Annotated in this window: 13 protein-coding genes and 4 tRNA genes; 12 read left to right on the top strand and 5 right to left on the bottom strand. The window is 72.3% G+C overall.

Features of this window, described 5'->3' with window-relative positions; genetic code table 11:
- Nucleotides 1-131 precede the first annotated feature (131 nt).
- On the bottom strand, nucleotides 132-620 hold the full coding sequence (locus ACZ6X9_RS21240; RefSeq protein ID WP_469779520.1) for a YajQ family cyclic di-GMP-binding protein: 489 nt from the start codon (nucleotides 618-620) through the stop codon (nucleotides 132-134).
- Between the two features lie 233 nt (nucleotides 621-853).
- Here ACZ6X9_RS21240 and ACZ6X9_RS21235 point away from each other — a divergent pair.
- Nucleotides 854-935 (top strand) — tRNA-Tyr (locus tag ACZ6X9_RS21235).
- A gap of 254 nt (nucleotides 936-1,189) precedes the next feature.
- Here ACZ6X9_RS21235 and ACZ6X9_RS21230 read toward each other — a convergent pair.
- Together ACZ6X9_RS21230 and ACZ6X9_RS21225 are read right to left on the bottom strand one after the other, a co-directional pair.
- Nucleotides 1,190-1,849 carry an NAD(P)H-binding protein gene (locus ACZ6X9_RS21230; RefSeq protein ID WP_469779519.1) on the bottom strand — a complete coding sequence of 220 codons (660 nt, stop codon included), beginning with the start codon at nucleotides 1,847-1,849 and terminating at the stop codon, nucleotides 1,190-1,192.
- A 32-nt stretch (nucleotides 1,850-1,881) separates the two neighbouring features.
- Nucleotides 1,882-3,177: an amidohydrolase family protein gene (locus ACZ6X9_RS21225; protein WP_469779639.1), complete on the bottom strand. Its 1,296-nt coding sequence runs from the start codon at nucleotides 3,175-3,177 to the stop codon at nucleotides 1,882-1,884.
- Between the two features lie 302 nt (nucleotides 3,178-3,479).
- Here ACZ6X9_RS21225 and ACZ6X9_RS21220 point away from each other — a divergent pair.
- The 8 genes from ACZ6X9_RS21220 (at nucleotide 3,480) to ACZ6X9_RS21185 (ending at nucleotide 8,630) form a co-directional block, all read left to right on the top strand.
- Nucleotides 3,480-3,552: transfer RNA gene (locus tag ACZ6X9_RS21220), tRNA-Thr, on the top strand.
- 52 nt (nucleotides 3,553-3,604) lie between these two features.
- A tRNA-Met gene (locus tag ACZ6X9_RS21215) sits at nucleotides 3,605-3,677 on the top strand.
- An 84-nt stretch (nucleotides 3,678-3,761) separates the two neighbouring features.
- Nucleotides 3,762-3,926, top strand: a complete 165-nt coding sequence (rpmG, locus tag ACZ6X9_RS21210; RefSeq protein WP_004571794.1) for a 50S ribosomal protein L33 — start codon at nucleotides 3,762-3,764, stop codon at nucleotides 3,924-3,926.
- Nucleotides 3,927-4,005: 79 nt separating this feature from the next.
- Nucleotides 4,006-4,473 (top strand): FAS1-like dehydratase domain-containing protein, encoded by a 468-nt coding sequence (locus tag ACZ6X9_RS21205; RefSeq protein ID WP_469779518.1) that lies wholly within the window; start codon nucleotides 4,006-4,008, stop codon nucleotides 4,471-4,473.
- Complete coding sequence (locus ACZ6X9_RS21200) at nucleotides 4,473-4,907, top strand: MaoC family dehydratase (RefSeq protein ID WP_469779517.1); 435 nt, start codon at nucleotides 4,473-4,475, stop codon at nucleotides 4,905-4,907. Before ACZ6X9_RS21205 ends, ACZ6X9_RS21200 begins: the two co-directional genes overlap by 1 nt.
- A gap of 223 nt (nucleotides 4,908-5,130) precedes the next feature.
- A complete protein-coding gene (locus tag ACZ6X9_RS21195) occupies nucleotides 5,131-5,685 on the top strand; it encodes a TetR/AcrR family transcriptional regulator (RefSeq protein WP_469779516.1) in 555 nt (184 codons plus the stop codon).
- Between the two features lie 133 nt (nucleotides 5,686-5,818).
- A complete protein-coding gene (locus ACZ6X9_RS21190; protein ID WP_469779515.1) occupies nucleotides 5,819-7,351 on the top strand; it encodes an MFS transporter in 1,533 nt (510 codons plus the stop codon).
- 223 nt (nucleotides 7,352-7,574) lie between these two features.
- Nucleotides 7,575-8,630, top strand: a complete 1,056-nt coding sequence (locus tag ACZ6X9_RS21185; RefSeq protein ID WP_469779514.1) for a UDP-N-acetylmuramate dehydrogenase — start codon at nucleotides 7,575-7,577, stop codon at nucleotides 8,628-8,630.
- 117 nt (nucleotides 8,631-8,747) lie between these two features.
- Here ACZ6X9_RS21185 and ACZ6X9_RS21180 read toward each other — a convergent pair whose 3' ends face one another.
- Together ACZ6X9_RS21180 and ACZ6X9_RS21175 are read right to left on the bottom strand one after the other, a co-directional pair.
- Nucleotides 8,748-9,779, bottom strand: coding sequence for an adenosine deaminase (locus ACZ6X9_RS21180; protein WP_469779513.1), 1,032 nt, complete (start codon nucleotides 9,777-9,779; stop codon nucleotides 8,748-8,750).
- A gap of 137 nt (nucleotides 9,780-9,916) precedes the next feature.
- Nucleotides 9,917-11,164: a pyridoxal phosphate-dependent aminotransferase gene (locus ACZ6X9_RS21175; RefSeq protein WP_469779512.1), complete on the bottom strand. Its 1,248-nt coding sequence runs from the start codon at nucleotides 11,162-11,164 to the stop codon at nucleotides 9,917-9,919.
- A 284-nt stretch (nucleotides 11,165-11,448) separates the two neighbouring features.
- Between ACZ6X9_RS21175 and ACZ6X9_RS21170 the strand changes: the two genes are divergently transcribed.
- The 3 genes from ACZ6X9_RS21170 to nusG all read left to right on the top strand — a co-directional run bounded on the left by ACZ6X9_RS21170 (nucleotide 11,449) and on the right by nusG (nucleotide 12,879).
- Nucleotides 11,449-11,521 (top strand) — tRNA-Trp (locus ACZ6X9_RS21170).
- Between the two features lie 102 nt (nucleotides 11,522-11,623).
- Nucleotides 11,624-11,911 (top strand): preprotein translocase subunit SecE, encoded by a 288-nt coding sequence (gene secE, locus ACZ6X9_RS21165; protein WP_004941601.1) that lies wholly within the window; start codon nucleotides 11,624-11,626, stop codon nucleotides 11,909-11,911.
- 95 nt (nucleotides 11,912-12,006) lie between these two features.
- A complete protein-coding gene (gene nusG / locus ACZ6X9_RS21160) occupies nucleotides 12,007-12,879 on the top strand; it encodes a transcription termination/antitermination protein NusG (RefSeq protein WP_469779511.1) in 873 nt (290 codons plus the stop codon).
- The last annotated feature ends 127 nt before the right edge of the window (nucleotides 12,880-13,006 follow it).

The raw sequence follows: 13,006 nt of genomic DNA, 5'->3' as shown, positions 1-13,006 counted from the left end.
ACGGAACCGCCGGCGGCGGAAACGGAACGAGGGCGCGCCGCGGAAGGTCGTGGACCTTCCCCGGCGCGCCCTCGCCCGGACGCCGGTCACCTCACCGCCGCGCCCGTCAGGTCACCGCCAAGCCCTTGGGGTCAGCGGTAGTTGACGAACTGGAGGGCGAAGTCCAGGTCCTTGCCCTTCAGGAGGGCGATGACGGCCTGGAGGTCGTCCCGGCTCTTGGAGGAGACGCGCAGCTCGTCACCCTGGACCTGGGCCTTGACGCCCTTGGGGCCCTCGTCGCGAATGATCTTGGCGACCTTCTTGGCGTTCTCCTGGGAGATGCCCTCCTCGAGCGAGGCGAAGATCTTGTACTCCTTGCCCGATGGCTGCGGCTCGCCCGCGTCCAGGGCCTTCAGCGAGATGCCGCGCTTGATGAGCTTCGACTGGAAGACGTCGAGAATCGCCTTCACCCGCTCCTCGGAGTTGGCCCGCATCTCGATCTTCTCGCCGGACCAGGCGATCGAGGCGCCGACGTTCTTGAAGTCGTAGCGCTGCGAGATCTCCTTCGCGGCCTGGTTGAGGGCGTTGTCGACCTCCTGCCGCTCGACCTTCGAGACGATGTCGAAACTGGAGTCGGCCATATTGAGTTGGCTCCTCGTGCGTAGATTCCGTCAGGGGCGCGGCGTGGGGGCGTCCTCGGTGGCGGGCTCCCGGCAAGGGCCGGACGGGCCCGGAGGACGGCCGCCCCGCAAGCCTAGTCATCCGGGCGGCGATCGGCTGGCTCCGAATCGAGTGGCGGAGCACCCCCGGTCATCGGGTATGGTTTACGTCGTTGCCAAGGAGCGCTCGAAAGAGCGTCCGAGGCGGCACCCATGGCGGTGTGCCCGAGTGGCCAATGGGAGCGGACTGTAAATCCGTCGGCTTAGCCTACCCAGGTTCGAATCCTGGCGCCGCCACCGAGAGAGGCCCTTGCTCTTCCGAGAGCAGGGGCCTTTTTGGTGTTTCCGGGTCTGATCGCCCACGTGCGCGTGCCCGGGCTGATCACCGGGCGTTCGCACGCCGTGGCGTGCCCGCCCGGACGGCGATCGCGCGACCGGCGGAGTCGGCCACCGGCACGAAAGCCGCCGTCCCGCGCGAGTGCGCCGGGACGGCTCCGGCCGGAGCGCCCGCCACCGCGGCGGCTCCGCCCGGCCGGGCCGGTCCGGCGAGTTCAGCCCGCTACGGCGCGTACCGCTTCCTCCACCGGCGTCCGGCCGCCGATCAGCTCCAGCGTCCGGCCCGCCGTCCCCGGCTCGTCGAGCAGGGCCAGCAGGACCGCCGCCACGTCGTCCCGGGTGACCTCCCCGCGTCCCGTCGAATCGTCCAGCGTGACCAGCCCGGTGCCCGGGTCGTCCGTGAGCCGGCCGGGCCGCAGGATCGTCCAGTCCAGGCCGGTCCGGGAGCGGACGTCCGCGTCGGCGGCGCCCTTGGCGCGCAGGTACGCCGCGAAGACCGGGTCGGTGCCCTCGGGCGGCTCCCCGTCGGCGCCCATGCTGGAGACGACGACGAAACGCCGTACTCCGGCCGCCTCCGCCGCGTCGGCGAAGAGGGCGGCCGCGCCGCGGTCCACGGAGTCCTTGCGTTCGATGCCGCTGCCGGGTCCCGCGCCGGCCGCGAAGACGGCGGCGTCGGCACCCTCCAGGTGCCGGGAGACGTCACCGACGGACGCCGACTCCAGGTCGCAGACGACCGGTTCCGCTCCCGCGGCGAGCAGGTCGCCCGCCTGTTCCGGCCGGCGGATCACGCCGGCCACCTCGTCTCCGCGCCGGGCGAGCAGCCGCTCCAGCCGCAGCGCGATCTGTCCATGTCCACCAGCGATGACAATGCGCATGATCCGACCGTACGCCTCGGGGGGTACGGGGATCAGGAGGAGGGTTCGCCCCCGCGCGGCGCCTGGCGGGGCAGCTCCAGGGCCGGCGCCCCGGCCGAGTGCCGGTACTCGCGGACGGCGCTCGTCCGCGACACCACCCGCCCCCGGTGCACCACCAGGCGGCTGTAACCCAGCGACAGCACACCCGCCACACCGTCCCCCCGGATCGCCAGCAGCTCGGCCGGGAACCCGGCCTCGACCCGGACCTCCGGCAGCCCCATCGCCTCCCGAGCCCGCCCGCTCACCGCCTCGTACGCCTGCTCCGGGGCCAGCTCGCCACGCGAGGCCAGCAGGAACGCGGCCTCCAGCGGGTCGCCGCGCCCGACCGGGTTGGCCGCGTCCCGGACCGCCCCGCTGCCTGCCGCGACGCGCACGCCGGCGGCGCGCAGCAGCCGTACGGGCGCGGCGTGCGAGACCCGGTAACGGCTCCGGGCGCTGATCCCGCAGTCGCCCTGCGGCAGGCAGACCACCGTCACCCCGGCGGCGGCCAACTGCTCCGCGGCCCGGACGGCGGTCTCGCGGGGGAGCCGGGCCAGACCGCCGCAGGGGCCGAGGGTGACGGACGGGCGCAGCCCGCCGGCCATCGCGGCGAGCCTGGCCAGCCGGGGCGGGTCGTCGGCGTCGGTGTGCAGGTCCACGGCACAGCCGTGCTCGGCGGCGATCCGGAGGACGGCCTCCACGTAACCGGTCGGGTCCGGGTCCAGGTCGGGGCAGCCGCCGACGGCGGTGGCGCCCATCTTGACCGCGTCCCGGAGCACGGCCAGACCGTCGGCCCCCGCGAGGCCGGTGAGCAGCCTGGGGACGGCGACGGCTGTGAGGTCGGTGAGGTCGCGCAGGACGCGGCGGGCGGCCAGGACGCCCTCCAGCGCCCGCAGGCCGTGCACGTCGCCGACGCGGACGTGCGAGCGGACGGCGGTCGCGCCGTGCCCGAGCTGGAGCAGGGCGGCCTCGATGACGCGCCGCTGGACGTCCTCCACGCCGTCAGGGACCGGACCCGAGAGATCGGCGGTGAGCGCGGTGTCACCGTGCGCGTGCGGCTCGGCCGGAGCCGGCAGCAGCAGGTAGCCGTCGAGATCGCAGCGGACGCCGGGGGCGAGACTGCCCGCCGTGCCGACGGCCTCGACGCGCCCGCCGCTGAGCCGCACGTCCACCACACGGCCGTCGGCGAGGTGGGCGCCGCAGAGCACGAGGGGCATCTCACCGGGCCCGCCGCCACCCGGGGAGCCGGGCGGGGAGCTCGCGTCGCCGTCGGGGTTTCTCGCGGGCTGCGGCTGCTGGTTGTCGGGCATCGCGCTCCCTACGGTCCGGGGCATTCGCGCAGCGTGATCCGAGCCTAGGCCGCGCGGGGAGCGGGTTCGAGCAGGCTACGGCGCGCTGCGAATAGTCGTACCGGTGGAGGGGGCGGGCGCCGGGGCGGGCGGCTTGCGGCCGGGGGCGGCCCGACGGCCGGGCGGGGCGCCGAGGGTCACGCCCGGCCTGGCCGGAAAGAGCGCCCGGGGCCGCCCGGGAAGGGGCCGGAACCCCTCCGTCCGAGGGCGGTCCGGAACGGATTTCACGTTCGGCCGCAGAGCGTGTAATGTCTTCCCTGCTCGCCCCAATAGCTCAGTCGGCAGAGCGTCTCCATGGTAAGGAGAAGGTCAACGGTTCGATTCCGTTTTGGGGCTCTGGTGTGAGGGGTCTCCCCGTCTTCGGACGGGGAGGCGCCCCCCGCATCACAGCGGCGTAGCTCAGTCGGTAGAGCAAGCGGCTCATAATCGCTGTGTCACCGGTTCAAGTCCGGTCGCCGCTACCCACAGTAGCCGATTGCGGGGTCGGTCCTCCGATCGGCTACTCTTGTCTGCGTTCATCCGTCCATCCGTCAAGGAGCACTCACGTGGCTGCCACCGACGTCCGCCCGAAGATCACGCTGGCCTGCGTGGAGTGCAAGGAGCGGAACTACATCACCAAGAAGAACCGGCGTAATGACCCGGACCGACTTGAGATGAAGAAGCACTGCCCGCGTTGCAACGCGCACACCGCGCACCGCGAAACGCGATAACGCACAGTCGTTCATGAGGCCGTCCCCGGTTCCTGGGGGCGGCCTCATGGCGTATCCACACCCAGGAGGTGCCGAGCCGATGGCGCTCGACCAGTCCTTCGTCGGACGGACCTATCCGGCCACCGCCCCTTACGAGGTCGGCCGCGAGAAGATCCGTGAATTCGCCGAGGCCATCGGCGACGCGAACCCGGCGTACACCGACGCCGAGGCCGCCAAGGCGCTCGGTCACCCGGATGTGATCGCCCCGCCCACCTTTGTGTTCGCTATCACTTACCGGGCGGCCGGCCAGGTCATCGAGGACCCGCAGCTCGGGCTGGACTACAGCCGCGTCGTCCACGGCGACCAGAAGTTCACCTACACCCGCCCGGTCCGCGCCGGCGACCGGCTGGCGGTCACGTCCACCATCGAGTCGATCAAGTCGATGGCGGGCAACGACCTGCTGACGATCCGCGGCGAGGTCCACGACGAGCACGGCGAGCACGTGGTGACCGCCCACACGATGCTGGTGGCCCGGGGCCCCGAGGCGGCCGAGGGCGAGGAGGCGTGATGACGGCGAAGGTTTCCTACGACGAGGTCGAGGTCGGCACCGAGCTGCCGACCCGCGAGTTCCCCGTGACCCGCGCCACTCTCGTGCGCTACGCGGGCGCCTCCGGCGACTTCAACCCGATCCACTGGAACGAACGGTTCGCCAAGGAGGTCGGCCTCCCTGACGTGATCGCGCACGGCATGTTCACCATGGCCGAGGCGGTCCGCGTCGTCACCGACTGGGCCGGCGACCCGGGCGCGGTCACCGAGTACGGGGTGCGCTTCACCAAGCCGGTCGTCGTGCCGGACGACGACGAGGGCGCGGTCATCGAGGTCAGCGGCAAGGTCGCCGCCAAGCTGGACGACGAGGCGCGCACCGTCCGCGTGGACCTCCTGGTGCGCAGTGCCGGCCAGCGTGTACTCGGCATGCCGCGAGCCGTCGTACGGCTGGCCTGAGCGGCGGCCCCCGGCTCTGCCGCGGGCTCGGATCGCGGGTCCGCTCGGCCCCTGAAGCGCCTGAAGCGCCAGGGGCGCCAGGGGCGCCGGGGCTTCCGAGACGGCCAGGGCCCCCGGGGTCCCTACGCGCCCTGCCCGTAGGGACCCCTGGGGGCCTCAAGGGTTTGCGGGGGCCCCGGGCAGGGACTTGCGAAGTTAGTTAGTGACCACTAATCTCTCGCCCATGGTCAGGATGAGCGCAGAGGAGCGGCGCGAGAGCGTCGTCCGCGCGGCGGTCGCCGAGTTCGCCCGGGGTGGTTACCACGGCACCTCGACGGAGGTGATCGCCCGTCGGGTGGGCGTGTCCCAGCCGTACCTCTTCCGTCTTTTCCCGGGCAAGCAGGCGATCTTCCTGGCGGCCGTCGAGGCATGCCAGGAGAAGATCATCCGCACCTTCGAGGAAGCCGCCGACGGCGTGCCGCCGGAGGGGGTGGTGCGGGCGATGGGCCTGGCGTACGAGCGCCTCATCGCCCGCGACAAGGAGACGCTGCTGATGCTCATGCAGATGTGCGTCGCCGTGGCGTCCGCCGAGGCCGCGGGGGACAGTGAGTTCGGCCGTCCGATCCGGGCGGGCTGGGAGCGGCTCAACGACCAGGTGCGACTCTCGCTCGGGGGTGACCCGGAGCGGGGCGCCCGCTTCATGGCGCACGGGATGCTCATCAATTCCCTGGTGTCGCTCGGCTTCCCGCCCGAGCACCGGGTCTGGGACGGGCTGCCCTCCGAGCGCGAGTGCGACTGACCCGCGCGCGGCGGGCGCCGCGCCGCCCGCGATCACGTGCCGTGTGCCGTACCGCACCGGCCGGCGCCGGCCCGCCGGGCCGGTTTTCTTTTGCGGCCGAAAGTTAGTGACCGATAAATAAGTAGGGGGAGAAATGGAACAGAAAGATCGACGGCGTGCCGCCTGGGCCCTCGCGGTCTCGGGCGCCGCCGGCTTCATGGCCGCGCTGGACAACCTCGTCGTCACCACCGCGCTGCCGACCCTCCGCCGGGACCTCGGCGGCTCGCTCGAAGACCTCGAATGGACCGTCAGCGCCTACACGCTCACCTACGCCGTCCTGCTGATGTTCGGCGCCGCACTCGGCGACCGGTTCGGCCGCCGCAGGTTCTTCGGCATCGGCATCGCGCTGTTCACCGCGGCCTCCGCCTGCGCCGCGCTGTCGTCCGGCATCGACGCGCTGATCGCCTTCCGGGCCGTCCAGGGCGTCGGTGCCGCGATCATGACGCCGCTGAGCCTCACCCTGCTCACCGCGGCGACCCCGCCCGAGCGGCGCGGCACGGCGTTCGGCATCTGGGGCGCGGTCAACGGCCTCGCTGTCGCCACCGGCCCGCTCATCGGCGGCGGGCTCACCGAGCACATCTCCTGGCACTGGATCTTCTGGCTCAACGTCCCGATCGGGCTGCTCCTCCTCCCGCTCGTCCGCTACCGCGTCGCCGAGTCCCGCACACCGGACGCCCGGCTCGACATACCGGGCACGATCCTGGTCAGCGGCGGTCTCTTCGGTGTCGTCTTCGCCGTCGTGAACGTCAACACGTACGGCTGGACCGGCGGCCGGGTGCTCACCGGGCTCGTCCTGGGAGCCGTGCTGCTGGCCGCCTTCGTCCGGCACGGCATCACCCACCCGAAGCCCATGCTGCCCATGCGCCTCTTCCGCAACCGCGCCTTCGCCGGGGTCAACGCGGCCGGGCTGCTGATGTTCTTCGGCATGTTCGGCTCGATCTTCCTGCTCAGCCAGTTCCTGCAAGGCGGCGGCCACTCGCCCACCGAGGCGGGGCTGCGCATGCTGCCCTGGACCGGGATGCCGCTGATCGTCGCCCCGTTCGCGGGCCGGCTCACCGACCGGGTCGGCGGCCGCGTCGTGGTCATCTGGGGCCTGTCCCTCCAGGCGGCCGGACTCGCCTACTACGCCCTGGTCCTCGCCGCCGACCTCTCCTACGCGGTCCAACTGCCCGCCCTGGTCCTCAACGGCGCCGGCATGGCCCTCTTCTTCGCCCCGGCCTCGGCGCTCGCCATGTCCTCGGTCGGCCCCGCCGAACAGGGCATCGTCTCCGGGACGAACAGCGCGCTGCGCGAGGTCGGCGGAGCGTTCGGGGTCGCCGTCCTCGGGTCCGTCTTCTCCGCCAACGGCGGCTTCGGGTCGCCCCAGGCGATCGTGGACGGCACCACGCCCGCCCTGTGGATCGGCGCCACGGGCGTCGCCCTCGCGGCGGTCGCCGCCGCTCTCATCCCGCGGCACCGGCGTCCCGCGGACGCGGGCGCGGTGGCGGTGGCGGCCGGGACGGTCGGGGCGGCCACGTTGAAGGCGGCGGAGACGGCGGACGGACCGGGCGTGGCCGCCGAGGCCACCGGGCGCGCGGCGGCACCCGGCGGCGCCGGCGCCCACGCCGGTGCGGGCACCGGCCGCTAGCGCCTCCTGGGAAGGGGGCAGGCGAGCCCGGCCCCTTGAGGGACCGGGCTCGGGGCCCTCCCTACGGGATCGTCCGTACGGGATCGCCCCTGCCCGAACGCCCCTAGGGGACCCCCCCGGTGCCCGGCCGGGACCGTCCCGCAGGTGATGCGGCGCAGGGGGTACGAACGCCCGGACGCCCGCCGCAACCGGGCTCGGGCCCGTGCCCCGTACCCTTGTCGCCGTGCAGGAACTCCACGACACCCCCCTCGCCCCCCTGACCACCTTCCGTCTCGGCGGCCCCGCGACCCGCCTGGTCACGGCCGTCACCGACGAGGAAGTGATCACGACCGTGCGCGAGGCGGACGCCTCCGGCACACCGCTGCTGATCATCGGCGGCGGCAGCAACCTCGTGATCTCCGACAAGGGCTTCGACGGCGTCGCCCTGCGCATCGCCACCGCCGGATTCACGCTGCGGGGCACCGACCTGGAGCTCGCCGCCGGCGAGAACTGGTCGGACGCCGTCGCCCGCACCGTCGAGGCCGGGCTCGCCGGCGTCGAGTGCATGGCGGGCATCCCCGGCTCGGCCGGCGCCACGCCCATCCAGAACGTGGGCGCCTACGGCCAGGACGTCTCCTCCGTCATCACCGAGGTCGTCGCCTACGACCGCCGGGCCGGTGAGACCGTCGTCCTGCCGAACGCCGCATGCGGCTTCTCCTACCGGCACAGCCGGTTCAAGGAGGACCCCTCCCGCTACGTCGTGCTGCGCGTCCGCTTCGTCCTGGAGGACGCGGGCGGCCTCTCCGCCCCCGTCAAGTACCCCGAGACCGCCCGCGCCCTCGGCGTCGAGGCCGGGGACCGCGTCCCCGCCGCCGTCGCCCGCGAGACCGTGCTGCGGCTGCGCGCCGGCAAGGGCATGGTGCTCGACCCCGAGGACCACGACACCTGGTCCGCCGGGTCGTTCTTCACCAACCCCGTGCTCACGGCCGAACAGCACGCGGCCTTCCTGGCGCGGGTGGCGGAGCGGCTCGGGCCGGACACCGCGCCGCCCGCCTACCCGGCGGGGGACGGGCTGATGAAGACGTCCGCCGCCTGGCTGATCGACAAGGCGGGCTTCACCAAGGGCTACGGGGACGGGCCCGCGCGGATCTCGACCAAGCACACGCTGGCCCTGACGAACCGGGGGTCGGCCACCACCGAGGACCTGCTGGCGCTCGCCCGGGAGGTGCGGGACGGGGTCCGGGAGGCTTTCGGGGTGACGCTGGTGAACGAGCCGGTGACGGTCGGCGTCAGCCTTTAGCCCCGTGGGGGCGGGAGGGGGTGCCCCTGTCCCTCCCCCAGAGGGGGCACCCCCATTCGCCGTTTCTTGCGGGGGCTAGCCCCCGCACCCCCCAAACCGCGCTCCGCGCGGTTGTCCTCAAACGCCGGACGGGCTGGTCAGCCACGCCTCCACACCCGCCAGCAACCGCCCCTTCACATCCCCCGGCGCCACCGAGCCGCGGATCGACTGGCGGGCCAGTTCCGCCAGTTCCTCGTCCGTGAAGCCGTGGTGTTCCCGGGCGAGCTGGTACTGGGCGGCGAGGCGGGAGCCGAAGAGGAGGGGGTCGTCGGCGCCCAGGGCCATGGGGACGCCGGCGTCGAAGAGGGTGCGGAGCGGGACGTCCGCCGGCTTCTCGTAGACGCCGAGGGCGACGTTGGACGACGGGCAGACCTCGCACGTCACCCCTCGTTCGGCCAGCTTGCGCAGCAGCCGCGGGTCCTCGGCCGCCCGCACGCCGTGGCCCACCCGGCCCGCGTGCAGGTCGTCCAGACAGTCGCGGACGCTCGCGGGGCCCGACAGCTCGCCGCCGTGCGGCGCGGCCAGCAGACCGCCCTCCCGGGCGATCTGGAAGGCCCGGTCGAAGTCCCGCGCGAAGCCGCGCCGCTCGTCGTTGGAGAGGCCGAAGCCGACCACGCCCTTGTCTGCGTACCGCACCGCCAGCCGGGCCAGGGTGCGGGCGTCCAGGGGGTGCTTCATCCGGTTCGCGGCCACCAGGACCCGTATCCCCAGGCCGGTGTCCCGGGACGCCGTCTCCACCGCGTCCAGGATGATCTCCATCGCGGGGATCAGCCCGCCCAGCCGGGGCGCGTACGAGGTGGGGTCGACCTGGATCTCCAGCCACCCCGAGCCGTCCCTGACGTCCTCCTCGGCGGCCTCGTGGACCAGCCGCCGGATGTCGTCGGGGGAGCGCAGGCAGGAGCGCGCCATGTCGTAGAGCCGCTGGAAGCGGAACCAGCCGCGCTCGTCCGTGGCCCGCAGGCTCGGGGGCGCGCCGCCGCTCAGGGCCTCCGGCAGGTGCACCCCGTACTTGTCCGCCAGCTCCAGCAGCGTCGAGGGGCGCATGGAACCGGTGAAGTGCAGGTGCAGGTGGGCCTTCGGCAGCAGACGGACATCACGAACGTTCTCCATTCCGGGATCCTGCCGCATCGACCCCGGCAACCGGAAGGCGTTTCGCCGATCGTCCCTGATCGGGGAAGCGTCCGAAAGGGAGAACGAGGAGGGGCCGCGCCGGAACGTCACGGCGCGGCCCCCTTCGCGTGGTCGCGTCAGTCGCGCGCCTCGGCCAGCAGCTTCTGGATCCGGGAGACGCCCTCCGCCAGGTCCTCGTCGCCCAGCGCGTACGAGAGCCGCAGGTAGCCCGGCGTGCCGAAGGCCTCGCCCGGGACGACCGCGACCTCGGCCTCCTCCAGGATCAGCGCCGCGAGCTCCACCGAGGTGGCGGGCCGCTTGCCGCGGATCTCCTTGCCGAGCAGCGCCTTCACCGACGGGTAGGCGTAGAACGCGCCCTCCGGCTCCGGGCAGACGACGCCGTCGATCTCGTTGAGCATCCGCACCATCGTCCGGCGGCGGCGGTCGAAGGCGGTCCGCATCTCCTCGACGGCCTTCAGGTCACCGGCGACGGCGGCCAGCGCGGCGCGCTGCGCGACGTTGCTCACGTTGGAGGTGGCGTGCGAGTGGAGGTTGGTCGCGGCCTTGACCACGTCCTGCGGGCCGATGACCCACCCCACGCGCCAGCCCGTCATGGCGTACGTCTTGGCCACGCCGTTGACGACGACGCACTTGTCGCGCAGCTCCGGCACCACCACCGGCAGGGAGCAGAACTCGGCGTCGCCGTAGACGAGGTGCTCGTAGATCTCGTCCGTCAGGACCCACAGGCCGTGCTCCGCCGCCCAGCGGCCGATCTCCTCGACCTGGGCGCGCGAGTAGACCGCGCCGGTCGGGTTGGACGGGGAGACGAACAGCAGCACCTTGGTGTGCTCGGTGCGGGCCGCCTCCAGTTGCTCCACCGAGACCCGGTAGCCGGTCGTCTCGTCGGCCACGACCGGCACCGGGACGCCGCCCGCGAGGCGGATGGACTCCGGGTAGGTGGTCCAGTACGGCGCCGGGACGATGACCTCGTCACCCGGGTCGAGGATCGCGGCGAACGCCTCGTAGATGGCCTGCTTGCCGCCGTTGGTGACGAGCACCTGGGACGCCTCGACCTCGTAGCCCGAGTCGCGCAGCGTCTTGGCGGCGATGGCGGCCTTCAGCTCGGGGAGCCCGCCGGCCGGCGTGTAGCGGTGGTTCTTCGGGTCGCGGCACGCCTCGACGGCGGCGTCGACGATGTAGTCCGGGGTCGGGAAGTCCGGCTCGCCCGCGCCGAAGCCGATCACCGGGCGCCCGGCCGCCTTGAGGGCCTTGGCCTTGGCGTCCACGGCGAGCGTCGCGGACTCGGAGATCGATCCGATGCGGGTGGAGACCCGGCGGTCGGTGGGTGCCTGAGCGGCGGGGAAGGGAGCGGTGGCATCGGTCATACAGGCATCGTCGCAGAACCGGCACGGGTGGGGCGCGCAGGTTCCACGGACCGGTACGGGCCGTCCGCGAACCGGCCGGAACCCGGCGTGGTCCTCTGTGCGATCCCCTCCGCGACCCCCCATGGAATCAGGCATTCCGGGGACTTTTCCGGAGACCACGGCGGTATCTGTTCGACGGCGAGCCCCGAACCACGTACACTCATGCGTCGTTGGCCCCTCACAGGCGAATCCGTACCGGACACATCGTGCGGTCGAGCGGATGCTGTACGTTGGGGGAACCACAAAGGGTCGTAGCTCAATTGGTAGAGCACTGGTCTCCAAAACCAGCGGTTGGGGGTTCAAGTCCCTTCGGCCCTGCTACACGCATCGTCACCGAGGTGCGTGCGTACGCACTGATGCACCGCCGTGCGGCTCCACCGGGCGCGGCACGGCCACGACCCGGATTCAGGTGAGGACGTAGTGACGGAAGCCCTTGGCTCCACCGCGACGCCTGAGAGCGGTCGTCCCGAGGACGAGGTCGCCGTCAAGAAGCGCCGCGGCGGCAAGCGCGGCAAGAAGGGCCCGCTCGGGCGCATGGCGCTGTTCTACCGCCAGGTCGTCGCGGAGCTCCGCAAGGTCGTCTGGCCCACGCGTGGCCAGCTTTCGACGTACACCTCCGTGGTGATCGTCTTCGTCGTCATCGTCATTGGTCTCGTGACCGTGATTGACTATGGGTTCAGCAACGCCGTCAAGTACGTCTTCGGCTGAGCCCGCCCGCGCGCCAAGGCGGTCGCCTCCGGGAGGGTTCCGGAGAGCCGCCTTTTCGCACGTTCCACCCCTTGTAGCCAGGAAGAAGCAGCCACGTGTCTGACCCGAACCTGAACGACGCCGCCGAGCCCGTCGAGGCGGCAGAGGCCGACGTGGACGCGGCTGTCTCGGCCGAGGTCGAGGGTGACGCGGCGACCGCTGACGACACCGGGCGCGAGCTCGCCGCGGACGCCGAGGGCGCCGAGGAGGCCGCGGCGTCCGCCGAGGCCGAGGAGCCGGAGGCCGCCGAGCCGGAGGCCACCGAGGCCGAGGCCGACGTCGAGGCGGAGGAGGCCGAGGAGGCCGCTCCGGTGGACCCGGTCACCGCGCTCCGCGAGGAGCTGCGCGGGCTGCCCGGCGAGTGGTACGTCATCCACACCTACGCGGGCTACGAGAACCGCGTGAAGACCAACCTCGAGCAGCGCGCCGTCTCGCTCAACGTCGAGGACTACATCTTCCAGGCCGAGGTGCCGCAGGAAGAGGTCGTCCAGATCAAGAACGGCGACCGCCGCACCGTCCGTCAGAACAAGCTCCCCGGCTACGTGCTGGTGCGCATGGACCTGACGAACGAGTCGTGGGGCGTCGTCCGCAACACCCCGGGCGTCACCGGCTTCGTGGGCAACGCCTACGACCCGTACCCGCTGACCCTGGACGAGATCGTCAAGATGCTCGCCCCCGAGGCCGAGGAGAAGGCAGCCAAGGAGGCCGCCGAGGCCGAGGGCCGTCCGGCGCCGTCCCGCAAGGTCGAGGTCCAGGTGCTGGACTTCGAGGTCGGCGACTCGGTCACCGTCACCGACGGTCCGTTCGCGACGCTCCAGGCGACGATCAACGAGATCAACGCCGACTCGAAGAAGGTCAAGGGCCTCGTCGAGATCTTCGGCCGCGAGACCCCGGTCGAGCTGAGCTTCGACCAGATCCAGAAGAACTGATCTTCTGACCGTACGCTTCCGAACAGGTCGGGACGCCCCGCGAGGGGTGTCCTGACCTCTCGGTTTTTGGGCCGGCCACGTTACCCGTTATCGTGGTGCGGTATGCCTGCGCGCAGTGTGTCGTGGG

Source organism: Streptomyces sp. NPDC052910, assembly GCF_055585605.1.
Note: the sequence above shows the minus strand (reverse complement) of the source record. Positions and strands in the feature narration are given on the sequence as shown.

Excerpts from the sequence above, each read along its gene's own strand:
- ACZ6X9_RS21195 (WP_469779516.1), top strand. The coding sequence starts at position 5,131 with ATGGTCAGGATGAGCGCAGAGGAGCGGCGCGAGAGCGTCGTCCGCGCG.
- ACZ6X9_RS21225 (WP_469779639.1), bottom strand. The coding sequence starts at position 3,177 with ATGCCCGACAACCAGCAGCCGCAGCCCGCGAGAAACCCCGACGGCGAC.
- ACZ6X9_RS21230 (WP_469779519.1), bottom strand. The coding sequence starts at position 1,849 with ATGCGCATTGTCATCGCTGGTGGACATGGACAGATCGCGCTGCGGCTG.
- ACZ6X9_RS21205 (WP_469779518.1), top strand. The coding sequence starts at position 4,006 with ATGGCGCTCGACCAGTCCTTCGTCGGACGGACCTATCCGGCCACCGCC.
- ACZ6X9_RS21240 (WP_469779520.1), bottom strand. The coding sequence starts at position 620 with ATGGCCGACTCCAGTTTCGACATCGTCTCGAAGGTCGAGCGGCAGGAG.
- ACZ6X9_RS21180 (WP_469779513.1), bottom strand. The coding sequence starts at position 9,779 with ATGGAGAACGTTCGTGATGTCCGTCTGCTGCCGAAGGCCCACCTGCAC.
- ACZ6X9_RS21175 (WP_469779512.1), bottom strand. The coding sequence starts at position 11,164 with ATGACCGATGCCACCGCTCCCTTCCCCGCCGCTCAGGCACCCACCGAC.
- ACZ6X9_RS21200 (WP_469779517.1), top strand. The coding sequence starts at position 4,473 with ATGACGGCGAAGGTTTCCTACGACGAGGTCGAGGTCGGCACCGAGCTG.
- ACZ6X9_RS21190 (WP_469779515.1), top strand. The coding sequence starts at position 5,819 with ATGGAACAGAAAGATCGACGGCGTGCCGCCTGGGCCCTCGCGGTCTCG.